The 24,457-nt window shown below is 48.2% G+C and carries 28 protein-coding genes; 27 read left to right on the forward strand and 1 reads right to left on the reverse strand.

Translation table 11 applies throughout. From position 1 onward, the window contains the following. Window positions 1-88: 88 nt before the first annotated feature. The 16 genes from ERX35_RS04110 (at window position 89) to ERX35_RS04185 (ending at window position 12,341) form a co-directional block, all read left to right on the forward strand. Window positions 89-361, forward strand: coding sequence for an HU family DNA-binding protein (locus ERX35_RS04110; RefSeq protein WP_149458647.1), 273 nt, complete (start codon window positions 89-91; stop codon window positions 359-361). 108 nt (window positions 362-469) lie between these two features. Next, window positions 470-925, forward strand: coding sequence for a hypothetical protein (locus tag ERX35_RS04115; protein ID WP_149458648.1), 456 nt, complete (start codon window positions 470-472; stop codon window positions 923-925). A 23-nt stretch (window positions 926-948) separates the two neighbouring features. Then, window positions 949-1,659: a demethylmenaquinone methyltransferase gene (locus tag ERX35_RS04120; RefSeq protein ID WP_149458849.1), complete on the forward strand. Its 711-nt coding sequence runs from the start codon at window positions 949-951 to the stop codon at window positions 1,657-1,659. Window positions 1,660-1,670: 11 nt separating this feature from the next. Continuing rightward, complete coding sequence (gene hexs-b / locus ERX35_RS04125) at window positions 1,671-2,606, forward strand: hexaprenyl-diphosphate synthase large subunit (protein ID WP_246143113.1); 936 nt, start codon at window positions 1,671-1,673, stop codon at window positions 2,604-2,606. Between the two features lie 69 nt (window positions 2,607-2,675). Further along, complete coding sequence (gene ndk, locus ERX35_RS04130; RefSeq protein WP_149458650.1) at window positions 2,676-3,122, forward strand: nucleoside-diphosphate kinase; 447 nt, start codon at window positions 2,676-2,678, stop codon at window positions 3,120-3,122. A gap of 87 nt (window positions 3,123-3,209) precedes the next feature. Then, window positions 3,210-4,376, forward strand: a complete 1,167-nt coding sequence (gene aroC, locus ERX35_RS04135) for a chorismate synthase (protein WP_149458651.1) — start codon at window positions 3,210-3,212, stop codon at window positions 4,374-4,376. Window positions 4,377-4,384: 8 nt separating this feature from the next. After that, window positions 4,385-5,419, forward strand: coding sequence for a 3-dehydroquinate synthase (locus ERX35_RS04140; RefSeq protein WP_246143114.1), 1,035 nt, complete (start codon window positions 4,385-4,387; stop codon window positions 5,417-5,419). Beyond that, window positions 5,409-6,692, forward strand: a complete 1,284-nt coding sequence (gene aroA, locus ERX35_RS04145; protein ID WP_149458653.1) for a 3-phosphoshikimate 1-carboxyvinyltransferase — start codon at window positions 5,409-5,411, stop codon at window positions 6,690-6,692. The genes ERX35_RS04140 and aroA overlap by 11 nt, the downstream gene beginning before the upstream one ends. Further along, on the forward strand, window positions 6,689-7,903 hold the full coding sequence (locus ERX35_RS04150; protein ID WP_425463248.1) for a tetratricopeptide repeat protein: 1,215 nt from the start codon (window positions 6,689-6,691) through the stop codon (window positions 7,901-7,903). Before aroA ends, ERX35_RS04150 begins: the two co-directional genes overlap by 4 nt. Further along, window positions 7,893-8,408 carry a YpiB family protein gene (locus ERX35_RS04155; RefSeq protein ID WP_170234531.1) on the forward strand — a complete coding sequence of 172 codons (516 nt, stop codon included), beginning with the start codon at window positions 7,893-7,895 and terminating at the stop codon, window positions 8,406-8,408. The genes ERX35_RS04150 and ERX35_RS04155 overlap by 11 nt, the downstream gene beginning before the upstream one ends. 4 nt (window positions 8,409-8,412) lie before the next feature. Beyond that, window positions 8,413-8,841, forward strand: coding sequence for a DUF2487 family protein (locus ERX35_RS04160; RefSeq protein WP_149458656.1), 429 nt, complete (start codon window positions 8,413-8,415; stop codon window positions 8,839-8,841). A 117-nt stretch (window positions 8,842-8,958) separates the two neighbouring features. Then, the gene (locus tag ERX35_RS04165; protein WP_149458657.1) at window positions 8,959-9,462 is read left to right on the forward strand and encodes a QcrA and Rieske domain-containing protein; all 504 of its coding nucleotides are present in this window, start codon (window positions 8,959-8,961) and stop codon (window positions 9,460-9,462) included. 12 nt (window positions 9,463-9,474) lie between these two features. Continuing rightward, on the forward strand, window positions 9,475-10,149 hold the full coding sequence (qcrB, locus tag ERX35_RS04170; RefSeq protein WP_149458658.1) for a menaquinol-cytochrome c reductase cytochrome b subunit: 675 nt from the start codon (window positions 9,475-9,477) through the stop codon (window positions 10,147-10,149). A 32-nt stretch (window positions 10,150-10,181) separates the two neighbouring features. Further along, entirely contained in the window at window positions 10,182-10,970 is a 789-nt protein-coding gene (locus ERX35_RS04175; protein WP_149458659.1) for a menaquinol-cytochrome c reductase cytochrome b/c subunit, read from the forward strand. 49 nt (window positions 10,971-11,019) lie between these two features. Continuing rightward, a complete protein-coding gene (locus ERX35_RS04180) occupies window positions 11,020-11,589 on the forward strand; it encodes a DUF1405 domain-containing protein (protein ID WP_149458660.1) in 570 nt (189 codons plus the stop codon). A 56-nt stretch (window positions 11,590-11,645) separates the two neighbouring features. Next, window positions 11,646-12,341: a zinc metallopeptidase gene (locus ERX35_RS04185; RefSeq protein ID WP_149458661.1), complete on the forward strand. Its 696-nt coding sequence runs from the start codon at window positions 11,646-11,648 to the stop codon at window positions 12,339-12,341. Between the two features lie 52 nt (window positions 12,342-12,393). Here the strand turns inward: ERX35_RS04185 and ERX35_RS04190 are convergent, their stop codons facing one another. Further along, window positions 12,394-13,236, reverse strand: coding sequence for a YitT family protein (locus ERX35_RS04190; protein ID WP_425463254.1), 843 nt, complete (start codon window positions 13,234-13,236; stop codon window positions 12,394-12,396). A 96-nt stretch (window positions 13,237-13,332) separates the two neighbouring features. Here ERX35_RS04190 and ERX35_RS04195 point away from each other — a divergent pair, with 96 nt between their 5' ends. From ERX35_RS04195 to ERX35_RS04245, 11 genes are all read left to right on the forward strand, one after another. Continuing rightward, a complete protein-coding gene (locus ERX35_RS04195; protein WP_149458663.1) occupies window positions 13,333-13,656 on the forward strand; it encodes a nucleotide pyrophosphohydrolase in 324 nt (107 codons plus the stop codon). Next, the gene (gene mgsA / locus ERX35_RS04200) at window positions 13,653-14,027 is read left to right on the forward strand and encodes a methylglyoxal synthase (RefSeq protein WP_149458664.1); all 375 of its coding nucleotides are present in this window, start codon (window positions 13,653-13,655) and stop codon (window positions 14,025-14,027) included. Before ERX35_RS04195 ends, mgsA begins: the two co-directional genes overlap by 4 nt. A 1-nt stretch (window position 14,028) precedes the next feature. Further along, window positions 14,029-15,159: an N-acetyl-alpha-D-glucosaminyl L-malate synthase BshA gene (gene bshA, locus ERX35_RS04205; RefSeq protein WP_149458850.1), complete on the forward strand. Its 1,131-nt coding sequence runs from the start codon at window positions 14,029-14,031 to the stop codon at window positions 15,157-15,159. After that, complete coding sequence (locus ERX35_RS04210; RefSeq protein ID WP_170234532.1) at window positions 15,143-16,309, forward strand: CCA tRNA nucleotidyltransferase; 1,167 nt, start codon at window positions 15,143-15,145, stop codon at window positions 16,307-16,309. The genes bshA and ERX35_RS04210 overlap by 17 nt, the downstream gene beginning before the upstream one ends. Next, window positions 16,302-17,279: a biotin--[acetyl-CoA-carboxylase] ligase gene (locus ERX35_RS04215; protein WP_149458666.1), complete on the forward strand. Its 978-nt coding sequence runs from the start codon at window positions 16,302-16,304 to the stop codon at window positions 17,277-17,279. The genes ERX35_RS04210 and ERX35_RS04215 overlap by 8 nt, the downstream gene beginning before the upstream one ends. Before the next feature lies 1 nt (window position 17,280). Beyond that, window positions 17,281-19,866 (forward strand): helicase C-terminal domain-containing protein, encoded by a 2,586-nt coding sequence (locus ERX35_RS04220; RefSeq protein WP_149458667.1) that lies wholly within the window; start codon window positions 17,281-17,283, stop codon window positions 19,864-19,866. Between the two features lie 61 nt (window positions 19,867-19,927). Further along, window positions 19,928-21,115, forward strand: a complete 1,188-nt coding sequence (locus ERX35_RS04225) for a pyridoxal phosphate-dependent aminotransferase (protein WP_149458668.1) — start codon at window positions 19,928-19,930, stop codon at window positions 21,113-21,115. Then, window positions 21,112-22,404 (forward strand): asparagine--tRNA ligase, encoded by a 1,293-nt coding sequence (asnS, locus tag ERX35_RS04230; RefSeq protein ID WP_149458669.1) that lies wholly within the window; start codon window positions 21,112-21,114, stop codon window positions 22,402-22,404. Before ERX35_RS04225 ends, asnS begins: the two co-directional genes overlap by 4 nt. 52 nt (window positions 22,405-22,456) lie before the next feature. Further along, window positions 22,457-23,122: a DnaD domain-containing protein gene (locus ERX35_RS04235; RefSeq protein WP_149458670.1), complete on the forward strand. Its 666-nt coding sequence runs from the start codon at window positions 22,457-22,459 to the stop codon at window positions 23,120-23,122. Next, entirely contained in the window at window positions 23,112-23,771 is a 660-nt protein-coding gene (nth, locus tag ERX35_RS04240; RefSeq protein WP_149458671.1) for an endonuclease III, read from the forward strand. The genes ERX35_RS04235 and nth overlap by 11 nt, the downstream gene beginning before the upstream one ends. Beyond that, a complete protein-coding gene (locus ERX35_RS04245) occupies window positions 23,761-24,090 on the forward strand; it encodes a YpoC family protein (RefSeq protein ID WP_149458672.1) in 330 nt (109 codons plus the stop codon). The genes nth and ERX35_RS04245 overlap by 11 nt, the downstream gene beginning before the upstream one ends. Window positions 24,091-24,457: the final 367 nt, after the last annotated feature.

The raw sequence follows: 24,457 nt of genomic DNA on the forward strand, positions 1-24,457 counted from the left end.
ACATTGCAGTATCAACGTTTGTTGTGTTAAAGTCATAACATAATGATAATCATTTATCATTACATAACCTTTGGGGAGGTGAATTGACGTGAATAAAACAGATTTAATCAATGCAGTTTCTGAAAATGCTAATTTAACTAAAAAAGAAGCAGGTTTAGCTGTTGATGCTGTTTTTGAATCAATTCAGAAATCATTATCTAATGGTGAGAAGGTTCAATTAATCGGTTTTGGTAACTTTGAAGTTCGTGAACGTGCTGCTCGTAAAGGGCGTAACCCACAAACTGGTAAAGAAATCGAAATTCCGGCAAGCAGAGTGCCAGGATTTAAAGCTGGTAAAGCTTTGAAAGACGCAGTTAAATAATTGTGACTTTTAAAAAAGCCCGTTAACGGGCTTTTTTATTTTGAGTATTTTAGTTTATCTCTTTCATATTTAAGTTATAATATACAGGTAATGACTGGAGGAAAAATGATGGATTTCATCGCGCAGTACCAACATGATAACCAATTACTTGAACAGCGGTACACATCATACAAGTGCCCTGAAATCAATCCTTATATCGCATCTATCGTTCGGCGCCTCGATATAAGCAGCAACATCAAAAAAGCTGTGCTGGCCATTGACTCGAGTATGAGATATGCAGACACGATCACGCATAGCAACAAAGCGACAGCTTTATTGACAACCGACCTGCTGAGCGCACTCTTCTATCGGTATATGGCGGAGCCTTTCAACCCGGAGCAGTTCAAGCTGCTGACACAGGCGGTTAAAGACCAGAATATATGGAAGGCGCAGTTCAAGGAAACCGGGGACTTATCATTAATCGCCCGGATTGAGACCGCCTTCATCGCGCCGTTTATGTCGCTTGACGATACCGATGTAGTGACATTGATTCAACAGTCTTCGCTTAATAATTTGACAAAGTAGGTGCAACATTGACTAAACAGGGAATGCCGCAAACACAGGAAGAAAAAACAGAACTGGTTCACGGTGTCTTCGAAAACATTTCGACGCGCTATGACCGGTTGAATGATATTATCAGCTTCAACCAGCATAAGAGCTGGCGTAAGAAAGTCATGAAACGGATGCAGGTGAAACGAGGTGCCCATGCGCTTGATGTCTGCTGTGGTACCGGGGACTGGACGATTCAGCTGGCTGATGCTGTCGGCCGCACCGGACATGTGACCGGTCTTGACTTCAGTGCCAACATGCTGAAAGTCGCCGAGGCAAAGACAAATCATACTGCCAACATTGAACTGATCCAGGGCAATGCCATGGCGCTTCCCTTTGAAGATGACCAGTTCGACTATGTCACCATCGGTTTCGGTCTCCGAAACGTCCCTGATTATTTGCAGACTTTAAAAGAAATGCTCCGTGTGGTAAAACCGGGCGGTATGGTGGTCTGTCTGGAGACAAGTGACCCGACCATGCCGGTATTTAAGCAGGGCTATCAGGTCTACTTTAAATTCATCATGCCGCTGTTCGGCAAAATATTCGCCAAATCAATGAAAGAATACAGCTGGTTACAGCAATCTGCCTTTAACTTCCCGGGCAAATACGAGCTGGCAAAACTTTTTGCACAGGCCGGATTTGTCAATATCGAATTCAAAGGATTTACAGGCGGCGTCAGTGCGATGCATATCGGCTATAAACCACATTAAGGATGATCACTATGAATGAAAGTATCCGCTCAGTTGAATCGTTGTTAAATGAGGTCATCAGTGACAATCATTCTTCCTTGAACGAAGCGGGGAAGCACATTTTGACGTCTGGTGGTAAGAGAATCAGACCTTATTTCGTGCTGCTGGCCGGGACATTCGGCAGTGCGGACGATGACACTTTGATCCGGACCGCAACTGCACTGGAAATTATCCATATGGCGAGTCTTGTCCATGATGACTATATCGACAACAGCGCTAAAAGACGGGGGGTCAGCGCTGTTCATGAAGAATGGAATGCACCGGTAGCCATACAGACCGGACATTATCTCCTCGCCTCGGCGCTTAACTTGATCTCTGGCATTGATAATCAGTCCTATCATCAGTACTTCGCAGACGTTATTCTGGAAGTGTGCTACGGAGAGTTCGCACAGATGGAAGATCAGTTTAATACGGCTGTATCATTTACGAAGTATTTGAGGCGCATCAACAGAAAGACCGCGATCCTGCTTGAGGCGAGCTGCAAACTTGGTGGTCTCAGCACGGGGGCAGCTGACAAAGAGATTTATCATCTCGGTAAGTTCGGTCATTTTATGGGGATGAGCTTTCAGATCATCGATGATGTACTGGATTATACAAGCAATGAAGCAGCCCTTGGTAAACCGGTCGGCAGTGATATCAGGAATGGTCATATGACACTCCCGCTGATGTGCGCCGTAAAACATGACGCGCAGCTGAGCGCACTGCTTGCTGAACTTCACGCCGGGCAGTCTGAAGATTATTTCAGGCAGGTCATTGAAGCGGTGAGAGCAGCAGGTATTACTCCTGCTTTGGACATCAGTGCAGCCTATGCCCGAAAAGCGGCCGCTCATCTCCATGAACTGCCTGAGACACCGGCTCGAGCAAAGATGCAGGAACTGCTGGACCGGATGACAAGACGGACACATTAGGCATTGAAAGAAATCGTTTACAATGGTAAACTGTCTTTGGCTTTATAATAATTAAAGGTAGGGATAATGATGGAGAGAACATTTTTAATGATCAAGCCTGACGGTGTTGGTCGTAACTTGATCGGCGAGATCGTCAGAAGAATTGAAAACAAAGGGTTAAAAATTGTTGGTGCTAAATTGATGACTGTGTCCGAAGAGCTGGCAAAAACGCATTACGGGGAGCACAGTGAAAGACCATTTTTCGGTGAGCTTGTAGAATTCATTACATCAGGCCCAGTGTTTGCGATGGTACTTGAAGGGGAGAACGTTGTTCAGGTCGGACGTACGTTAGTGGGTGTCACTAATCCTTCTGAGTCATTGCCTGGCACTATCCGTGGTGACTACGGTCTGACAGTCGGCAAAAATATTATCCATGGTTCAGATTCTGTTGAATCAGCAGACAAAGAGATTGCCTTGTGGTTCAAGGAAGACGAACTGGTTGACTATTCTTTAGTGAATGCAGCCTGGATCTATTAATATACATAAAACAGGTCGTGCCGTGGCACGACTTTTTTTATTTATGTTAAACTAGACGTATTGAATAGTGTGAAAGGATGTATGCGTGTGAGATTTTTAACAGCGGGTGAATCGCATGGCCCACAGCTGACTGTGATTATTGAAGGAATTCCTGCCAATCTTCAGCTGACAGCGGAAGAAATAACGAGTGAACTTTTGAAAAGGCAGGGCGGCTACGGCCGGGGACGCCGTATGCAGATCGAGAAAGATACAGTGGAAATCATGTCCGGTGTAAGAAATGGCTATACACTCGGCAGTCCGATTACGCTTGTCGTCAAAAATGACGATCATAAACACTGGCTGAACATCATGGGCACCGCACCGATTGACGAGGCAGCTCAGGAGGCGATGAAACGCGTTATCACGAAACCGAGACCAGGGCATGCTGACCTTGTCGGCGGCATGAAATATAATCACCGGGATCTGCGGAACGTACTTGAACGTTCAAGTGCACGGGAGACAGCGGCAAGAGTAGCTGTCGGTGCGGTCGCAAAATTACTGCTCAAACAGCTGGGAATCGAGATCATCAGCCGCGTCAAAGAAATCGGCGGCGTCAAAGATGAGCACGAGTATACGCTGGAGGATATTAGGAATGGCAATGAGCGGAATGATGTCAGATGTCTCGATGAAGCAGTGGCCGAGCGCATGCGCGAGCGGATTGATGCAGCCAAGAAAGCAGGTGACTCTATCGGCGGTGAAGTGGAAGTCACGGTTATCAACTGTCCAGCAGGGCTCGGCAGCTATGTGCATTATGACAGAAAGCTTGACGGGCGCATCGCTCAGAGCGTCATCAGCATCAATGCATTTAAAGGCGTCTCGTTTGGTGCCGGATTTAAAATGGCCGCGCTCCCGGGCAGCGAAGTTCAGGATCCGATCGCTTATGACGAAGCGCAGGGCTATTACAGGCTGAGCAATCATCTCGGCGGCTTTGAAGGCGGGATGACGAACGGCATGCCGATTACAGTGAATGCGGTGATGAAGCCGATTCCGACGTTATACAAACCGCTGCCGTCTGTCGATATTGAGACGAAAGAAGCTTATCAGGCAAGCATTGAGCGGTCAGACAGCTGTGCCGTTCCAGCGGCCTCCATCGTCTGTGAGCACGCCGTGGCATTCGAGATTGCCCGCGCGGTTCTCGAGGAGTTCCAGTCGAATCATATGGAGCAGCTGATACAGCAGGTCGCCGAGTACCGTGCAAAGGTGAGAGCGTACTGATGCAGCTGATGACGACGTATGCCGATAACAATTATCCTATTATCGTCGGTGATGAAGCGCTGTCTTCATTGGCAGCGGTCAGCGGCTACAGCCATTATATTTATATAATTGACCGGGCAGTCATGCGGCATCACCGGGCGATGATTGACAGCCTGATCCATAAGCACGCTTTAGTGTACGAAGTGGACGGCGGTGAAGCATTGAAGACGCTGACTAAATATGCTGCAGCAATAGAAGATATACTGGCAGCCGGCATTACGCGCCGTGCTGTCGTCATTGCTATCGGCGGGGGCAGTGTCGGTGACTTTGCCGGATTTGTCGCTGCCACGCTGCTGCGCGGTGTTGACTTTATCCAGGTGCCGACGACGATTCTGGCCCATGACTCTAGTGTCGGAGGGAAGACAGGTCTGAACAGCGCTGCCGGTAAAAACTTAATAGGCGCATTCAAACGCCCGGCAGGAGTCTATTATGACCTGACGTTTCTGACCTCTTTACCTTATGACGAGAAACTGAGCGGCTTCGCTGAAGTCATTAAGCATGCGATGCTTGAGTCAGAGGAGAGAAGGAGAGAACTGCAGCGTGACATCCCGTCCTGGAACGAATTAGCAGCGCTTAACCGGATGGACTACTGGGTGATGTCCGGCATCCGGCAGAAACTTGCGATTGTCTTGGCGGATGAACTGGAGCACGGTGCAAGACGTTACTTGAACTTAGGGCATACGTTCGGTCATGCCGTTGAATTCAGACATAAAATCCCCCACGGTTATGCCGTCATGATCGGTCTGCTGTACATGGAAATACTGTCCGGAAGAACCCCGCATCACCTCATCGACTGGTTCCGTGCGCTGCAGCTCCCGATACCCCGGTTTGCTGACTTTCAGGACTATTATGAATTGATGAAGAAAGACAAGAAAAATAATGATGAAAACGTGCAGTTCGTGCTGCTGAATCCGCAGCCGTGCATGCATAGTTTCGGTGAAGATGAGTTGAAGGAAGCGTTCACTCAGCTGCAGTCATTGTTAGGAGTGGAAGATGAATATTAAACTGAAAGCCCCGCTTAAAGGCGAAGCAAAAGTGCCGGGCGATAAATCAATCACACATCGGGCGATCATATTCAGCTCGCTTGCAGAAGGACGGTCAGTCATTCACCAGCCGCTGCTTGGAGCGGACTGTCTGTCAACCATCGATGTCTTCAGACGTCTCGGCGTGACAATCACTGTGGGCGCTGAGCAGGTCATTATCGAGTCACGAGGATGGCAGCAGTTCGAGGAGCCTGTACAGGCCCTCTATACCGGCAACTCGGGCACGACGACACGCCTGCTTGCCGGCGTGATGAGCGGTCTGCCGTTCAGAACGATATTATCGGGCGATGCCTCCATCGGCAGACGGCCGATGAAGCGGATTATCGATCCGCTGACACAGATGGGTGCCCGCGTCAGCGGCAGCCGGCATAACACCCGGACACCGCTTGTGATAGAGCCGGCACGCATCCAGGGCATCCATTATACGCTGCCGGTAGCCAGCGCGCAGGTGAAGTCCGCTGTCCTGCTGGCAGGTCTGTTTGCAGAAGCGCCGGTCACAGTGATAGAAAACGTGAGAACAAGGAATCATACGGAGACGATGCTGCCGGTCTACGGTGTCCCGGTTAAAGTAGAAGACAAAGCAATAACGCTCGGCAGTCGTGCCATCGGTCAGCTGCACGCCAGTGACTTCACGGTGCCCGGCGATATTTCTTCAGCAGCTTTTCTGATGGTGGCTGCGCTGATCACACCGGGCAGCGATATCACGCTTCATGATGTAGGGATCAACGAGACGCGGGACGGGATTATAGAAGTCATCAACAAGATGGGCGGTGCCATTGAAGTCGATAAGCAGACGACGACAGGGGAACCGACCGCGGCGATTCGTATCCGGTATACAGAGAACTTGAAACCGCTGACCATTGAGGGTGAGCTGATTCCGCGGTTGATTGATGAGCTGCCGGTCATTGCACTGCTGATGACGCAGGCTGCAGGGACGAGTGTCATTAAAGACGCAGAAGAACTGAAAGTGAAGGAGACCAATAGAATCGATGCAGTAGTTGAAGAACTGTCAAATCTTGGTTTCCGTCTGACGGCAACAACTGACGGCATGATTATAAGATCCGGCAGGGACCACCGGCAGAACGCTGCGGACAGCCGCGGCGATCACCGCATAGGAATGATGCTTGCTGTTGCCAGTCTGTTACTGGACGAACCTGTCCATATCGATGGTTTTGACAGCATTGCTGTATCATTCCCAGACTTTATGGAGATGATGGAAAGGTTGGGAGCTTGATGGATGTTTATCAGCTGATAGATAAAGTGCATTTACAGCATATTGAACATATTGATGATGAAGTGAGTGAGGTGCTTACTTCAGAGGACCATGAAGGTCTGTTCATACTCGGTGAGACGCTGTATCAATACGGGTTAGTGCCTCAAGGGATGAGAATTTTTGATGCGCTGTATCATCTCTATCCTGAAGAGATCGAACTGCTCGTTTATTACATTGAAGGTCTGATCGACGAGAATCAGGTGGACAAAGCGATCGAAGTGCTCCACCATGCACCGATGACAGCTGAACGGCTGCTGCTGGAAGCTGATGTCTATCAGCAGCAGGGGATGAATGAAGTGGCGCTCGAAAAATTGAAGACAGCAGAAGAACTGGCGCCGGATGATCTGATTATTACGTTTGCTCTTGCTGAGCTGTTTTATTTTGATGGGGAGTACTTACAGGCGGCGCGCCGCTATGAAATGCTGCTTGCCGGCGGTGAGACCTACATCAATCATATTAATATCAACAGTCGTCTGGCGGACACGATGCTGCAGAGCGGAAACTATGAGGGAGCGGAGCAGTACTACAGCATGCTTGACGACAAGGAGATGACGAGTGACGATTATTTCAAGAAAGCTATCGCATTCGAGAAAAACGATCACCTGCCGGATGCCATCCAAGTGCTGACAACACTGCTTGATAAAGATCCTGACTATATGCAGGCTTACTTGCTGCTCGTCAACCTGTACGAAGCAGAGCGTCTGTATGACGAGGCGATTCTGATCGGTAAGCAGGGACTTGCACTGAATGAATTCTTCAAGGAACTGCTCGTGGATACGGCGCGGGTGATGCTGCATACGAAGAATGGTGAAGCAGAGCCATTATTGATCCAGGCGCTGACGATTGACCCGTCCTACACAGAAGCGGCACTGCTGTTATCCGATTACTATAAGGAGAATGACATGTTCGAAGAAGCGGTCCGTCTGTTCTCACTGATTGACGAGGAAGACATGGACCCGGTCGTCAAGTGGAATCTCGCTTACAGCTATCAGCAGCTTGAACGTGATATAGAGGCGAAGCACTTCTATGAGCAGGCCTATAATGAACTGAACGAAAATATCGACTTTCTGCATGATTACTATCAATATTTGCTGGAAATCGGTGGAGACAGTACAGCGGTCAGCGGTCAGCTTGCCAGTCTGGATCCGGACTTTGAACCTTATGAAAGATGATCCAATGCTGGTCGATATTACGGAGAAACGGCGTGGACTGTTAAAATATATACTGTTTCGTTACGCCATCGAACAGAAAGAGAGCGTGTGGGTGCTGAACTTTCTGAAAGATCATGAGGTGCTGCGGCAGTTCACTTTCCGCAGACCTTTGTCAGCGAAAGATGAAGGGATTATTTTGACGCAGTCCCATCATCTGCTGTTTCATTTCAAGGACCGCATCATGACTCAGCCGGATGTGATTTTCCATCTGCTGAATGAAATCGAAGGCCAGTATTATTTCTATGTGGCATTCGACGAACCGAAATTTGCTGAGCTCGAGCAGTATGAAAGTATCCGCCGGCTGATTGATGAAAGACGCATTCCTGAAAATATGCAGGGTCTGCGGGAGACGGACCGGACACGGCTCACTGAGCTGTTGAACAGCAAAATAGACATCGCCCTGCTGCTGCATGATAAAGAAGATTTTGTTTATTACAGTTCACTGATCAAACGATTGAAGGAATGATGAGATGTTATTTAACTACAGGGATTTAAAAGAACTTAAGCATCAGCTTGAATACATTGATACGGCGATTATCCCGGTCATTGAAGTCGATTACCGTGGACAGCTGATGGCTATCGTCGACCAGTACGAAGTGATTCAGATGCTGACGCTGGACGCTGAAAATCAGTTCAAAGGCCGGGTGCTGCTTGTGCCGCCGGTTCAAGTGCAGGAGGATTATACATTGCCGGTTGTCATCGGTGAACAGCTGAAAGGCTTCGGGATGAAGCATATTTTATTCGTGACGCCGATGACGAGCAGACTTGAGACAGCAGAAGACCAGTTCAAAGTGAATATTTTTCCGCTGGCATCGATGGATGATCATTTCAAGCAGGAAATGATGGAAGGTCAGGTTAAAGACTTGATGCGCAGGATCATCGCGATGTGGAATAAGTAACCTTATTTTCCTGGACTTATTTCTGTCATCATATTGACCATCAATAGTTATTAGGCTAAAATTGATATGTCCTAGTATATTTTTAAGAAAAAGAAGCGTTAGAGGGGGGAAATCTAAATGAGCCAACGTGTCACAAGACGCCAATTTTTAAACTATTCCCTAATGGGAGTTGGGTCATTTATGGCAGCAGGTATTGCTTTGCCGCTGGGTCGATTCGCATTGGATCCGATCTTTAAATCAGGCGCTGCCGGCGGTATGATAACAACAAGCGTCAAAGTTTCTGAAATTAAAGACGAACCGACTAAAGTCGACTTTAAATTCGAACAAAAAGACGCATGGTATACAAGTGAAGTGACGGCATTTGCATGGGTTTACAAAGACGGCGAGAATATAGTCGCGCTTTCACCGACATGTAAGCACTTGGGCTGTACAGTCAACTGGAATTCAGACAAAGACAATCCAAACCAGTTCTACTGCCCATGTCACAGTGGCCGTTACAAAAAGAATGGTAAGAACATTCCAGGTACACCACCACTTGCACCGCTTGACCAGTATGAGACCGGCGAAAAAGGCGGTATGCTGACAATCGGTAAAAAACATCCAAACGAGATAGCGAAATAAGGAGGGTAAATAATGATCGAGAAAATCTATGATTGGGTCGATGACAGACTTGATGTAACACCAATCTGGCGTGATATCGCGGATCATGAAGTGCCGGAGCATGTTAACCCTGCTTATCACTTTTCTGCTTTCGTCTATTGTTTTGGTGGTTTAACATTCTTTATTACAGTCATTCAAGTACTCTCAGGCATGTTCCTGACAATGTACTATGTACCAGACATCGTCAATGCCTGGAAATCAGTGTATTACCTGCAGCATGACGTGGCAGCGGGTGTTATTGTCCGCGGTATGCACCACTGGGGAGCAAGTTTAGTCGTTGTTATGATGTTTCTTCATACACTGCGTGTCTTCTTCACAGGATCTTATAAACAACCCCGTGAATTGAACTGGGTAGTCGGCGTATTAATTTTCTTCGTTATGCTTGGTTTAAGTTTCACAGGTTACTTATTACCATGGGATATGAAGGCATTATTCGGAACTAAAGTTGGTCTGCAGATCGCAGAATCTGTTCCATTCATCGGCAGCTGGGTTAAGACACTGCTTGCAGGTGACCCGCAGATTGTTGGTGCACAGACATTGACGCGTTTCTTTGCCATCCACGTCTTCTTCCTGCCGGCTTGTTTATTCGCGTTATTAGCGGCGCACTTTATCATGATCAGAAAACAAGGTATTTCAGGCCCACTATAAAACCGAATATATTATAAAGGAGGTAATGAGGAATGCATAAAGGTAAAGGTATGACATTTGTTGGTGACTCTCGTATTAAACAGTACAAGAAAGCCAAACTAAATAGAGATTATTCAGAGTTCCCCGGTAAAACCGAGAGTTTCTGGCCGGATTTCTTATTGAAGGAATGGATGACTGGCGCAGTATTCCTGGTCGCATTCTTATGCTTGACTGTGGCGCATCCGGCGCCGCTTGAACGTGTCGCGGATGCATCAGATACGGGTTATACGCCACTTCCTGACTGGTACTTCTTATTCCTGTATCAAATTCTGAAATATACATATGCATCGGGTCCATTCAACACATTCGGTGCTATTATATTACCGGGTATCGCTTTTGGTGCGTTACTGCTTGCACCATGGCTTGACCGCGGTCCAGAACGTAAATGGTACAAACGTCCGGTCGCGTCTGGTTTGATGCTGACAGCGTTCGCAATAATTTTCTATACAACCTGGGAATCTGCAGCTTATCATGACTGGAAGAAGCAGGAAGCACAAGGTGCGATTGCTTTTACGAACTTAGATAAAAAAGACCCGACTTATGAAAAAATCATTAAGTCGAACTGTACAAGCTGCCACGGTGGTGAGCTGACAGGTGGCGCGGGTCCAAACTTAGTAAAAGCTAATCTGCAGCCGGCAACTGTTGAAGCGTTTGTTACTCATGGTAACGGCGCAATGCCTTCTTTCAAAGATACATTGACTAAAGACCAGATCAAAGAAGTTGCCAAATTCGTTGCCAACCTTCATGAAACAGATGAAAGCGGCAAGGAACTTAAAAAATAAGAACAAAGAGTCATCTGCGAAGATGACTCTTTTTCTATAGGAGGTCATGATGAAGCAGCAGTTTTATGCCTGGATGATGAATCGTTATTTTCTCGTCTTGCTTATTGTCTGTAACTTGCTCGGCACACTTTACGGCTACTACTGGTACGGTAGTCAGCTGGCCCGCACCAAATGGTATTTCATGCCGTTTGTGCCGGACAGTCCGACAGCATCCCTGTTTTTATGTATCGCTCTCGTTTTCATCGTGCTCGGCAGGCATTCGGGCCTGATGGAAGCACTGGCCTTCATCACGCTGATTAAATACGGCGTATGGGCTGTAGCGATGAATATATTTGCCTTTATAGAGCTGAAAGAAGTGTCAGAAATGGGCTTGATGCTGTGCGTCTCGCATAGTATTATGGCGGTAGAGGCGCTGCTGTTTCTGCCGTTCTTCAAAATCAAGAAGTGGCATATACTCGCTGCTATCATCTGGGTGTTCCATAATGATGTCATTGATTACGTCTATATGCAGTATCCGGTCTACAGCATGCTTGAGCAGTATATCCGGCATATCGGCTACTTTGCTTTCTGGCTGACAGTCATACCGGTCGTCATCTTATGGCGGAAATTTATAAGTTGATTTTATTTGACTTAATCTGACCATCTTAATAAAATAAAGCTAAAGGAGAGTGTAAAATGGGATATATCATTTATTTTGTATTGATCATGTTGATTCCTATGTATTTTCAGGCGCGCGTGAAATCGACTTACAATAAATATTCTAAAGTAAGATCAACTTCAGGCAAGTCAGGCAGGCAGGTCGCTGAAGAGATACTGGCAGCCAACGGAATTCATGACGTCCAGGTCATTGAGGGACAGGGCTTCCTGTCAGATCATTATGACCCGCGGAGTAAACGCGTCGTGCTCAGTCCATCTAACTTCAGACAGCCGAGCGTAGCAGGAACTGCTATCGCGGCGCATGAAGTGGGACATGCCATTCAGCATGCGACCGGCTACGGCTTTCTTAAATTCAGAACAAGCTTATTACCGCTTGCGAACTTAGGAACGTCATTCAGTTACTTGCTCATCATGATCGGTGCCGTGCTGACCAGCATATCCAGTACAGGAGGCGGTATCGGTTCGCTTGCCATCTGGGCTGGCGTAGCTCTGATGGCGTTCGCGGTGTTATTCTCAATCGTGACACTGCCGGTCGAGTTTGATGCGAGTAAACGTGCGATGCAGCAGATTCAGGCACTTCACATGGTGGATGCTCAGGAATACCGCCATGCCAAATCTGTATTATCAGCTGCAGCCATGACTTACGTCGCAGCTACAGCGATTGCGGTTGCAGAGTTTGTCAGAATGTTCATGCTTGCAAGAAGCAGTGATTAATTAAAGTTGATAAAAGAACTCAGACAGTGGCACTGTCTGAGTTCTTTGTATATTAACGGTCGCTGATAAGCTGCTTGTTCTCATCCAGCGTGAATCCTTCGCCGAGAACATCATGCACTTCAAGCAGTGAGACAAAAGCATGCGGGTCGACCGCATTGATGATCTGCTTCAGCCGGGTGATTTCATTTTTTGGAACGACGCAGTACAGTATCGGCCGGCTGTTCTTTGAATAGTGACCTTGAGCTGATATCTGGGTCACGCCCCGGTCGAGCAGGCTGTTAATTTCGTCGCCGATCTTCTCGTGATGTTCAGAGATGATGAATGCACCACGCGCTGAGTAGCCGGCATCCTGTATGGCGTCAATCACACGGGCACCGACGAACACACAGACGAGCGTATACAAAGTGAGTTTGTAGTCACCGATGGCCAGGAGTGTCAAGGTCATGACGAAGCAGTCAAAAGCAAACATAGTCCGTCCCATAGGTACGTCGAAGTACTTCTTCATCAGCCGGGCTAAAATATCAACTCCGCCTGTCGTTCCGCCGAAACGGAATATAATGCCGAGCCCAAGACCGATGAGGACACCGCCGCATAAGGCGACAAGCAGCAGATCGTCCTGCAGATTGATGTGAACCGGCATAAGTCCGCATAAATAGAGAAAGACGGAGACACTGATAGTGCCGATCAGCGTATAGACGAATGATGTTTTTCCGAGCAGTCGATAGCCGACAAAAAACAGCGGAATATTGAAAATTAAGTTCAGTACAGCAGGGCTCCAGTTAAATAAATGATATAATATAAGAGCAATGCCGGTGAAGCCGCCTTCTGTCAGATGGTGCGCCATGTTAAAGTTGACGACGCCGAAACTAAAGATGAAACTACCCAGCAGAATCATTAAAATATTGAGCGGCTTGATTTGAATGCGCAATTGATTACCCCCTTTATACTCCATAATAAACATGAAACCGTGATATAGGCAATAGGAGGGACTATGAAAACTTTATTTGAGATGCAGCGGCAGGTCGATGATTACATCAACCAGTTCAAAGCGGGTTATTTTACACCGATGGAAAATATGGTCCGGCTGACTGAAGAAGTCGGCGAACTTGCGAGAGAGATCAACCATGTATACGGGCCGAAACAGAAGAAACTATCAGAACAGGAAAAGGAGATCGGTCTTGAGCTTGCAGATAATTTATTTGTCTTGATCTGTCTTGCCAATTCGATGAATTTGGACCTGACCGATTATTTTGAGCAGACGATGACTAAATTCAACACGAGAGACAAGAACCGCTTCGAAAGGAGCGAGCTATGAAATTTGCCATTATCGCACACGACCAGAAGAAAGAAGCACTTGTCAGCTTTATTAAGCAGCACATTGATGAATTCAGCAGGCATGAGCTGTTTGCGACCGGTACGACAGGTCTGAGAGTATCAGAACAGACGGGGCTTCATGTGCACCGGTTTAACTCAGGGCCGCTCGGCGGGGACCAGGAAATCGGGGCGCTCGTTGCAAATAAAGAGATCGATGCCATCTTTTTCTTTCGGGATCCGCTCACAGCTCAGCCCCACGAGCCTGATGTCTCTGCACTGCTCAGACTCTCAGATGTCTATGACGTTCCTCTGGCGACAAATGAGGGGAGCGCCGGCGCCATCATCAGTTATTATGAAAGCTTAGGTGATTAAAGTGAAGATAGGAATTACATGTTACCCGACTATGGGCGGCTCAGGGATTATAGCGACGGAGCTTGGACTGAAGATGGCGGAGCGGGGCCATGACGTTCATTTCATTACGTCGAACACGCCGTTTAGAATACAGTTTCACCGGCCGAATATTACGCTTCATCAAGTAGACGTCAATCAGTACGCGGTCTTTCAGTATCCGCCGTATGATATAACGCTTGCCACTAAAATTGCGGAAGTCATCAACAACTATGATCTGGATGTACTTCATATGCATTATGCAGTGCCGCATGCCATCTGCGGCATACTGGCCCGCCAGATTGCAAGGAGAGACGTCAAGATTGTCACGACGCTGCACGGTACGGATATTACGGTGCTCGGCTATGACTCTACACTGAGAGAAGCCATTAAATTCGGTATTGAAGAAAGTGATGTCGTGACGAGCGTCAGTGATGCGCTCATTGCGGAAACTAAGCAGGTCATCAATCCGGATAAAGAGATTGTGACGGTTTATAACTTTATCAATGAACAGGATTTTGAGACTTGTGACAATCCGGATTTAAAGCGCATTTATGGGATTCCGGACGACTACAAAGTCATGACGCACGTCTCGAACTTTCGCAAAGTGAAACGCATCCAGGATATTCTGCAGACCTTTAAAATTACCCGGACAGCACTCAAAGCGAAGTTACTGCTGATCGGCGATGGACCTGAACTGGCCAAGATGCGGCAGCTGGCCGACAAGCTGGGCATCGCTGACGACGTCCTGTTCATCGGTAAGCAGGAAAAAGTGGCACCGTTCTATCAGCTGTCAGATTTATTCCTGCTGATGTCTGAGAAGGAAAGCTTCGGCCTCGTCCTGCTCGAGGCGATGCACTGCGGCGTGGTCTGCATCGGTACACGTGCCGGAGGAATCGGTGAAGTCATCAGCCACGACGAAACAGGTCTGCTTGTTGACGTCGGTGATACAGAGACAGCAAGCGACTATGCGGTCAAGCTGCTGACGGACGATGTGTATTATAAAACACTCCAGCAGAACATGCTTGCGGATATTAAGAGACGGTTTGCGTCCGATCATATTACAGACCAGTACGAACAACTGTATCAGGAGCTCATCGATGGACAATATCGCTAAGCTTGAGACGGCAGTGCCGATTATCGAACAGCTGAATGCACATGGGCATTCAGCCTACATAGTCGGCGGCGCTGTCCGGAACTATTTGCTTGATATACCGATCAACGATGTGGATATCACGACGAGTGCGACGCCCGATGAAATAGAAGCGGTTTTTGAGCGCACGGTTCCTGTCGGCAAGGAACACGGAACAATCATGGTCCTTGATACAGGAGAGCCGTTCGAAGTGACGACTTACCGGATAGATGGGACTTATGAAGATTTCAGGCGGCCGGATGAAGTCATCTTTGTGACTGAACTGAAAGACGACCTCCTGCGACGGGATTTTACCATCAATGCGATGGCGCTGGACAGTGCGCTGCATGTCGTTGATTATGCAGACGGACAGCATGACCTTAATCATCGGCTCATCCGTGCAGTCGGCAATCCATATGACCGTTTTCATGAGGACGCGCTGCGGATGATCCGTGCCTGCCGTTTTCAGAGCACACTTGATTTTCGGCTTGAGGACGAGACGGCAAGGGCGATGAAGACTCATGCGCAGCTGATCAGTCACGTAGCGATTGAACGGATTATCGTGGAGTTCAGAAAGCTGCTGCAAGGGCTGAATCCCGAGGCTGCCCTGATGACCGTTGAAGCTGCCGGTATTCATGCAGCGATTCCTGTGCTGCAGCAGCTGGAGCCGTTGATGAAGCCTCGGCATGCGGTGACACTGGAAGCTTATTTCGGCTACTGTCTTTACAAGGGCCAGTTCGTCGAGCGCGGACTTGCGCAGCTGAAGCTGTCCAATCAGGAAAAGAAGGCCATTAAAGCATCATGTGAAATTTACCGGGAACTGGACGCTGGAGCGGCGATGCTGCTCGTCTATAAGTACGGGGCGGCGCTCGTCATCAACTGTCTCGACATGCGGGCGGCGCTCGGTATACCGGCCGTGCTCACAGCGGCCGCGGTCCGTCAGCTGCATTCAGCGCTCCCGATAGAGGACCGTTCAGAAATGGCCGTCGATGGTCACCTGCTGATGACTCACCTCGGCCGCAAAGGGGGGAGCTGGCTGAAGGGACTTCTCGGCCGCGTTGAGGAACATATTGTGCTTGGCCGACTGCCAAACAATAAGGAAGCTATTTTAAAGTGGGTTGATGACAATGTCTAAATACAAATATAAAATTCTATCGTATCTTTATGACCATAAAGAGAGTTATGTCTCGGGTCAGCATATAGCGGAGCAGCTGCAGATCAGCCGTACAGCTGTATGGAAAACCATCGAATCCTTGAAAGATGAGGGCTTTGTCTTTGACTCCGTTCAGAACAAAGGCTACAAGCTGGTTGAATTCCCGGACGTCTGGGACAACAATCTGATGCAGCTGATGATCAGAAAATCTGATTATTTCAGCACGATCTATGTTGACCATGAAGTGACTTCCACTCAAAAAGTGGCTCATGAGAAGCTGCTGGATAACAGCGAGCCGTTTATTGTCATCAGTGAAGTTCAGACAGCCGGCCGGGGTCGCTTTAACCGGGTATGGGACTCGCAGGGTAAGAAAGGACTGTGGATGAGCCTCGTCTTCAATCCGCATATCCCGTTTGCAAAAATCGCGACGTTCAATCTGTTTATCTCTCTTGCTATCGCCGAGACGATGCGGGATTACGGGGTCAACGCGACCGTAAAATGGCCGAATGACATCTACATCAATGACAGAAAAGTATGCGGTTTTCTGACGGAAATCAGCGGTGACTCAGCAGGTGTGCATCATATCATCTGCGGCATCGGCATCAATCTCAACCACATGCCGGCAGACTTTCCCGAGGAACTGCAGACGACGGCGACAAGTATCGCGCTTGAACGGGGCAGGACAGTCAACCGCTACGCCTTTTTTGAAGCGCTGTACCAGCAGATTGAGCGGAGCTATAACCAGTTTATGACGCTTGAATTCAGCGATATAAAGGAAGAGTATAAAGCGTATTCCAACATATGGGGGAGGACGCTGCGCTATACAGAGGGCAAAAAACAGATTTTTGGGGAAGCGGTTGATATTAAAGATGACGGCCGCCTGATCGTCCGGGATGAAGCAGGAAACACCCATCAGTTCATCAGCGCTGATATAGAAATGCAGGTGGACTGAGATGCAGCTAGCCGTTGTTGATATAGAGACGACAGGAAATAATGCCGCCGTTGATGATATCATCCAGATCGGTATCATCCTCATGGAAGATAACCGGGTCATCGAACGCTTCGACAGTTACATTTATACGGATGAAATGATTTCCCCGTTTATTGAATCATTGACCGGCATCAATAATGCGATGCTTGAACAAGCGCCGACATTCAGTGAACTGGCGCCGCGTATTCTTGAACGGCTGGAGAACAAAGTGTTTGTCGCCCATAACATCAGCTTTGATCTGAACTTTCTGACCCAGCTGTTCAATAAAAATAATTTATCGTTCAATCCCCGCTATACCATCGACACGGTGGATCTGTTCAAAATTTTCTATCCGGATCAGCCGAGCTATCAACTGGGTGTCATTGCAGCAGCACTTGATGTCCCGCTTGACGATGCTCACAGTGCGATTGCAGATGCAGAGGCGACTGCGGCCCTGCTGATCAAATGTCTGGATAAGGCAGCCTCACTGCCGAAAACGACACTGATTCAGCTGTATCATCTGGCGAAACGACTGAAGAATGACATCGACCATCTGCTGTTCCCGCTGATAGAGGCTCACCGTTCGGAAGATGACCTGCCGGAAGCATCCGGATTGAAATACATAGCGGCAGACCGTTCGTTCGTCCAAGGAACGTTTGACGGGACACTCGCACAATTTTATGCTGCGATCATAGCCGACAACGACTTGAATTACCGGAAAGAGCAGCTGTATTTAACAGAGCTCATCTACGATAATCTGGTGACGAGCCAGGTCAAATTGATCGAGGCAGAAGTGGGCAGCGGCAAAACACTGGCCTATTTGACGGCAGCCGTCTATTATGTACTCACTCACAAAGAGAATGTGCTCTTTACGACGGCGACAAAGGCACTGCAGCAGCAGCTGATTCATGCGGACGCAGCTAAGATTGAAAAGACGTTGAGACAATCACTTCCGCTTGTGCTGCTGAAAAGTAAGCGGAACTATATTTCTGTTGAGTTTGTTAAATTCATACTCGCTGACAAAAAAGAAAATCACGATATTCTGCTGCTGAAAATGCAGCTCCTGGTCTTTCTCGTTGCAGGGCAGGACGGTGATATTGAACGCATGAACTTGAACGGCGGCCGCAAAATTTATTTTGAGCTGATGAGGAATCTCTATAAGCCGAAGCAGGATACGTATCTTTATCAGGACGTCAAAACGATCGCTGTGCCGATGCTCGGTGTGACCAATCATTCACACCTCCTGCATTCAGGCTACGAAGGATTTCCGAAGTATTTCCAGCATCTTATCATCGACGAAGGCCATCAGCTGCAGGAAGTGGCATTGAACCATACGTCTACAGAATGGAGCTACCAGAACATCAAATACAATCTGTCACAGCTGTCTAAGGAGGACGGTCTGTTATTCTCGAACTACAGGGCTGTACAGACGAAGCTGTCGATTGATTCACTGATGGCCTCCCACTATGAGCTGAAAGAGCAGATACAGGAGATCGAACGCTGCAATGACCTGTTTTTCGATGACTTGAGCTATGACAGCTCTCAGCCTTTCACACGGCTGGGCGCTCATCTGCTGCTGGATGACCTTGTGGCCAAATGCATGCAGTTTCATTTAATCATAGAGCAGCTGCCTGTCAGCCGTATCGTCAAAAAGCAGTCGCGCTATGTGCTGCAGATCTATCAGCAGATCAAGCAGGCGATTGATAAGGGCAGACTCGTTTTTTATAACACGTCTGCTAATAAGACAACACTGACGATATATGTCAAAGACCGGAAGCTTGAGGAACTGTTTTCAAAACAGCTGATCAGTCATTTCGAGTCTTTAGTGCTGCTGTCAGGTTCACTGCTGCTGGACCACTCCGTTGCACATTTAAGCCCGCTCCTCGGCCATCATGAACGGGAGATCATTGCGTTCAATCCGATGCACCGGAGTGACAAGGTCACTTTCTTCATTCCTGACGACGTGCCCGTGTTCAATCATCGGTCGACGCAGGGGTTTATTGAGCAGGTGATTTTATATATCACTTCTTATTTAGCGACCGGTCATAAGAAGATGCTCATCCTGTTCAACAATTATCAGCTGATCATGGAAGTGGAGCAGTATTTGGAGGCGATGACTGATCATGTCCGGCTCGTCCAGACACCTCAGTCCAATCCTCATAAGCTGCTGACTCAGTTCAATCAGCTGGACAGCGGTATCCTGCTCGGCACGCAGTCGTTCTATGAAGGGCTGGACTATCAGTCGGATGCCTTTAAATGCGTGATGATTGTCAGTCTGCCGTTCATTCACCCGAATGATAAGCGGGTCATGCTGATGCAGGATGAAACAGGAGACAGCTTTGACAGCTATCAGCTGCCGTATGCCGCTACAAAAGTCAGACAGGCAGCAGGCCGGCTGATCAGGAATGAGACGGACGACGGCATCATTCTATGCATGGACCGCCGCATTGTAGAGGCGCACTACCACCAGGTCTTTGATGGAGTGCTTGACCAGTATACAGTCAGACGGGGCAGATTAGACGACTTCATCGACTGGATCGAGAAAAATAAGCCGGTCAACAATAAATGATTTAAAGAATCAAGTTAACTTTGGTAAACTATAGTTATCATAATGTTAAGGAGCTGTACTCATGGAACTATCTAACCGCGTCAAACAACTGAGACCTTCATCCACGCTTGCCATTACAGCGAAAGCTAATGAATTAAAAGCAAGCGGCAGACCGGTCATCGGTCTTGCTGCCGGGGAACCTGACTTTAATACGCCGTCGAATATCATTGAAGCGGCATTTAAAGCGGTCAACGAAGGAAAAACAAAATATACACCGGCCGGCGGGCTGCCTGAACTCAAAAAAGCGATTCAGCACAAACTGGCGAAAGACCACTTGAATTATGAACTGAACGAGATCATGGTGGCATCAGGTGCGAAACATGCACTCTATAATTTGTTCCAGTCCATTTTGAACGAAGGGGATGAAGTCATCATACCGATTCCTTTCTGGGTGAGTTATCCGGAACAAGTCGTGCTGGCAGGCGGGAAGCCCGTCTATGTCTTTACAGATGAAAGCACGGAGTATAAAGTGACAGCAGAAATGCTCGAACAGGTGGTCACACCGAGAACGAAAGCACTGATTCTGAATTCACCGAGCAATCCGTCAGGTGTCATCTATGAACGGGAAGAACTTGAATCAATCGCAGACTTTGCAGTCAAGAACGACATCATCGTAGTGTCAGACGAGATCTATGAAACATTGATCTACGACGGCAGCCATGTGAGCATCGCGAGTTTAAACGATGACATCAAGCGCCTTACGGTCGTCATCAACGGTGTGTCAAAAAGTCATTCGATGACCGGCTGGCGTATCGGCTATGCGGCAGGCGATGCAGCACTCATCAAAGCGATGACGGATCTTGCCAGCCATTCAACAAGTAATCCGACGACACCTTCCCAGTGGGCAACAGTCGAAGCATATAATGGTGATGAGACGTTCATCGATGAGATGAACAGCATCTTCAAGGAGCGCCTTGAGACCATCTATCCTAAATTGATGGAGATTCCGGGTATTCAGTGCATTAAACCGCGCGGGGCGTTCTATCTTTATCCGAATATCAGCGAAACGGTCAAGTTATGTGGTCTTGAGTCAGCGGATGAATTTGTCGAGCAGCTGCTGGAGGAAACACTTGTAGCCGCTGTACCGGGCTCAAGCTTCGGCTCCCCGGATAATATCCGTCTGTCTTACGCAACGGATTTAGCGTCAATGCTTGAAGCTATTGATAGAATGAAACAATTTGTCGAGAAAAGAATGGAGAACAACTCATGAAAATTACAATCAATCAGGCCGGCAGTCACGTCGGTGAAACAGTGACGCTTGGTGCTTGGATTTTAAACAAGCGCTCAAGCGGTAAAATTGCATTTCTGCAGCTGCGGGACGGCACAGGCTTCATGCAGGCCGTTGTCGTTAAGGAGAATGTCGCTGAAGAGCTGTTCAAGACAGCGAAAGGGATTACTCAGGAGACGTCGCTCTATGTGACAGGCATCATTAAAGAGGACGAACGTTCAGATTTCGGTTATGAGATGGAAGTCACCGGCCTTGAGGTCATTCATGCGGCAGTTGATTATCCGATCACGCCGAAAGCCCATGGTCCTGAGTTCCTGCTGGACCACCGTCATTTATGGCTGCGCTCAAAACGCCAGCATGCAGTGATGAAAATTAGAAATGAAGTGATTCGGGCGACCTATGAGTTCTTCAATAACGAAGGATTCACTAAAATCGATCCGCCGATTTTGACAGGAAGTGCACCGGAAGGCACAAGTGAGCTGTTCCATACGAAATACTTTGATGAAGATGCGTTTCTTTCCCAGAGCGGTCAGCTCTATATGGAAGCGGCAGCGATGGCCCACGGCAAAGTGTTTTCATTCGGGCCGACATTCCGTGCAGAGAAATCCAAGACACGTCGTCACCTCATCGAGTTCTGGATGATCGAGCCGGAGATGGCATTCTTTGAACATGAGGACAGCCTTCGTGTACAGGAGAACTATGTCAGCTTCGTCGTCCAGTCAGTGCTTAAAAACTGTGCGCTTGACTTGAAGATTCTTGGCCGCGATACAGAAAAACTAGAAAAAGTGGCGGCGCCTTTCCCGCGTATCACTTATACAGAAGCTATCAAGCTGCTTAAAGAATGGGGCTTTGACGACATAGAGTGGGGTGATGATTTCGGTGCACCGCATGAAACAGCGATCGCCAATCATTATGATCTGCCGGTGTTCATCGTCAACTACCCGACGAAGATCAAGCCGTTCTACATGCAGCCGAATCCTGAGGAAGAAGGCACAGTGAAATGTGCTGACTTGATCGCACCGGAAGGTTACGGTGAAATTATCGGAGGCTCTGAACGTATTAATGATCTGGAGCTGCTTGAGACGCGTATTAACGAGCATGGACTTGATCCGGCAGCTTATACGTACTATACGGACCTGCGTAAATACGGCAGCGTGCCGCATTCAGGTTTCGGCCTTGGCCTTGAACGCACCGTCGCTTGGCTGTCCGGCGTAGAGCATGTGAGAGAAACAAGCCCGTTCCCAAGATTGCTGAACAGATTATATCCATAAAAACAAAGAGGCTGGGACGAACGTCTCAACCTCTTTCTTGTAGGTGAAAAATATGCAGTATATTAACCAGCAGATGGCTGTGCCAAAACAGCTGATTAAATATTATCCAAAACTTGCCATCAATGAAACAGAGTTAGCTGTCCTGCTGAAGCTCATTCTGATTCATCACGAGACGAGCGAAATGCCCTCGTTTGAAGCAATGGCGCAGGAGACGACGCTTGAGGTGAACGAGGTGGCCGCGCTTATTCAGGGGCTGATACAGAAAGACCTGCTGCATGTCTCTGTCGGACAGGCAGGCAGTCAGTACAGTGAACACTTCTCACTGCAGCCGCTCGATGACCGCCTGCATGCTCAAACTGACAGTGATGAAACAGCGCAGAAACAGCTGGATTTCAGTCAGCTCTTCGAACGGTTTGAAGTCCAGTTCGGCAGACCGCTGACACCCATTGAGATGCAGACGCTGACGCACTGGATAGATACAGACCATCATTCCACCGACCTGATCAACGCCGCACTTGACGAAGCGACTATCCATGACAAGCTCAGTTTCAAGTATATAGACCGCATCCTGCTGAACTGGAAAAAACGCCATGTCAAAACAGTCGATGACTCCAAAACTGTACGGAAAGATTTCGAGCAGACCAAACAGCTGACAAAGACGATTGAGAACTTCCCGGTGTTTGACTGGGTGAATGGAGATAATCCATATGATAAGTAAGAAGAAGACAATGCAGATGCTGGATGTCATCGCAGCTATGTATCCGGATGCGGAATGTGAACTGCTCCATGATAATCCGTTTGAACTGACTATTGCGGTGCTCATGTCGGCCCAGTGCACAGATGCTGCTGTCAATCGAGTGACCCGTTCATTATTCCGGAAATATAGGACGCCGGAGGATTATCTCGCAGTCCCGGTGGAAGAGCTAATGGATGACATCCGGTCGATCGGTCTCTACCGGAACAAAGCGAAAAACATCCAGGCGCTCTGCAAAATACTGATAGAACAGCACGGCGGTGACATTCCACGGGAACACAGTGAACTCGTTAAACTGCCGGGAGTCGGACGTAAGACCGCCAATGTTGTAGTCTCTGTCGCATTCGGTGTTCCCGCGCTGGCTGTTGATACGCATGTGGAGCGTGTGTCAAAACGACTCGGTATATGTAAGTGGAAGGACAGTGTGACGCAGGTCGAAGAGACACTATGCAGTAAAGTGCCGCGCGAGCGCTGGAACAAAACGCATCATCAGCTGATTTTCTTCGGCCGTTACCATTGCCTCGCCCGCAACCCGAAGTGTCATGAATGTCCACTGCTTGCAGACTGCAGAGAAGGCCGGAAACGGAAGAAGGTGATTACAGATGCAGAGTGAAGAATGGTTTCTAGAGAAGGAAGAGCAGCTGGATGCACTCGCGGATCAAAAAGCACTTCACCGTGAAGAAGGTGTCGCGCTTATCGCTGCGTACCGCACAGCACTCCTCGAAATGATGTTTGAGATCAATGACCGTGAAGTGGATTTAGCAGCGCTGTCAGCACTTGAGTATAAGCCGCTGAATGTCATAGAGCGGGTGGATTACTTCTCACAGGATAAATTCCATTTCATGAGATATCAACAGATGAAAACAATGAGACAGGAACTTAAAAAATTGAAGGCAGTCATGGAAATCAGGAAGAAAAGAAACAATAAATAGCATACTATAATACAGAAAGCGTCGGAAGGATATCCTTCCGACGCTTTCTGTATTGATCATTAATTCGATGCGGCTTCGGTCGTAACGGCTTTCGTTATGACGGCTTCTGTTGTCGGTGCTTCGGTCGTGACTTGTTCTGTCGTTGTCTTTTCCGTCGTCGGTGCTTCGGTCGTGACTTGTTCCGTCGTGACTTGTTCCGTTGTCGGTGCCTCAGTCGTGACTTGTTCCGTTGTCGGTGCCTCAGTCGTCGGTGCCTCAGTCGTCGGTGCCTCAGTCGTGACTTGTTCCGTCGTTGTCTTTTCCGTCGCCCGTGCCTCAGTCGTGACTTGTTCTGTCGTTGTCTTTTCCGTCGCCGGTGCCTCGGTCG

The organism is Macrococcus equipercicus, assembly GCF_004359525.2.
In the GTDB taxonomy this organism is placed as follows: Bacteria; Bacillota; Bacilli; order Staphylococcales; family Staphylococcaceae; genus Macrococcus; species Macrococcus equipercicus.

What these genes read in the sequence shown, in the direction of transcription:
- ERX35_RS04180 (WP_149458660.1), top strand. Translation starts at nt 11,020, where the DNA reads ATGAAGCAGCAGTTTTATGCCTGGATGATGAATCGTTATTTTCTCGTC.
- ERX35_RS04155 (WP_170234531.1), top strand. Translation starts at nt 7,893, where the DNA reads ATGAAAGATGATCCAATGCTGGTCGATATTACGGAGAAACGGCGTGGA.
- mgsA (WP_149458664.1), top strand. Translation starts at nt 13,653, where the DNA reads ATGAAATTTGCCATTATCGCACACGACCAGAAGAAAGAAGCACTTGTC.
- ERX35_RS04195 (WP_149458663.1), top strand. Translation starts at nt 13,333, where the DNA reads ATGAAAACTTTATTTGAGATGCAGCGGCAGGTCGATGATTACATCAAC.
- ERX35_RS04245 (WP_149458672.1), top strand. Translation starts at nt 23,761, where the DNA reads ATGCAGAGTGAAGAATGGTTTCTAGAGAAGGAAGAGCAGCTGGATGCA.
- aroA (WP_149458653.1), top strand. Translation starts at nt 5,409, where the DNA reads ATGAATATTAAACTGAAAGCCCCGCTTAAAGGCGAAGCAAAAGTGCCG.
- nth (WP_149458671.1), top strand. Translation starts at nt 23,112, where the DNA reads ATGATAAGTAAGAAGAAGACAATGCAGATGCTGGATGTCATCGCAGCT.
- asnS (WP_149458669.1), top strand. Translation starts at nt 21,112, where the DNA reads ATGAAAATTACAATCAATCAGGCCGGCAGTCACGTCGGTGAAACAGTG.
- ERX35_RS04220 (WP_149458667.1), top strand. Translation starts at nt 17,281, where the DNA reads ATGCAGCTAGCCGTTGTTGATATAGAGACGACAGGAAATAATGCCGCC.
- ERX35_RS04185 (WP_149458661.1), top strand. Translation starts at nt 11,646, where the DNA reads ATGGGATATATCATTTATTTTGTATTGATCATGTTGATTCCTATGTAT.
- qcrB (WP_149458658.1), top strand. Translation starts at nt 9,475, where the DNA reads ATGATCGAGAAAATCTATGATTGGGTCGATGACAGACTTGATGTAACA.
- ERX35_RS04190 (WP_425463254.1), bottom strand. Translation starts at nt 13,236, where the DNA reads ATGATTCTGCTGGGTAGTTTCATCTTTAGTTTCGGCGTCGTCAACTTT.
- ERX35_RS04175 (WP_149458659.1), top strand. Translation starts at nt 10,182, where the DNA reads ATGCATAAAGGTAAAGGTATGACATTTGTTGGTGACTCTCGTATTAAA.
- ERX35_RS04115 (WP_149458648.1), top strand. Translation starts at nt 470, where the DNA reads ATGGATTTCATCGCGCAGTACCAACATGATAACCAATTACTTGAACAG.
- ndk (WP_149458650.1), top strand. Translation starts at nt 2,676, where the DNA reads ATGGAGAGAACATTTTTAATGATCAAGCCTGACGGTGTTGGTCGTAAC.
- ERX35_RS04120 (WP_149458849.1), top strand. Translation starts at nt 949, where the DNA reads ATGCCGCAAACACAGGAAGAAAAAACAGAACTGGTTCACGGTGTCTTC.
- hexs-b (WP_246143113.1), top strand. Translation starts at nt 1,671, where the DNA reads ATGAATGAAAGTATCCGCTCAGTTGAATCGTTGTTAAATGAGGTCATC.
- ERX35_RS04235 (WP_149458670.1), top strand. Translation starts at nt 22,457, where the DNA reads ATGCAGTATATTAACCAGCAGATGGCTGTGCCAAAACAGCTGATTAAA.
- ERX35_RS04210 (WP_170234532.1), top strand. Translation starts at nt 15,143, where the DNA reads ATGGACAATATCGCTAAGCTTGAGACGGCAGTGCCGATTATCGAACAG.
- ERX35_RS04140 (WP_246143114.1), top strand. Translation starts at nt 4,385, where the DNA reads ATGACGACGTATGCCGATAACAATTATCCTATTATCGTCGGTGATGAA.
- ERX35_RS04165 (WP_149458657.1), top strand. Translation starts at nt 8,959, where the DNA reads ATGAGCCAACGTGTCACAAGACGCCAATTTTTAAACTATTCCCTAATG.
- ERX35_RS04215 (WP_149458666.1), top strand. Translation starts at nt 16,302, where the DNA reads ATGTCTAAATACAAATATAAAATTCTATCGTATCTTTATGACCATAAA.
- ERX35_RS04160 (WP_149458656.1), top strand. Translation starts at nt 8,413, where the DNA reads ATGTTATTTAACTACAGGGATTTAAAAGAACTTAAGCATCAGCTTGAA.
- ERX35_RS04225 (WP_149458668.1), top strand. Translation starts at nt 19,928, where the DNA reads ATGGAACTATCTAACCGCGTCAAACAACTGAGACCTTCATCCACGCTT.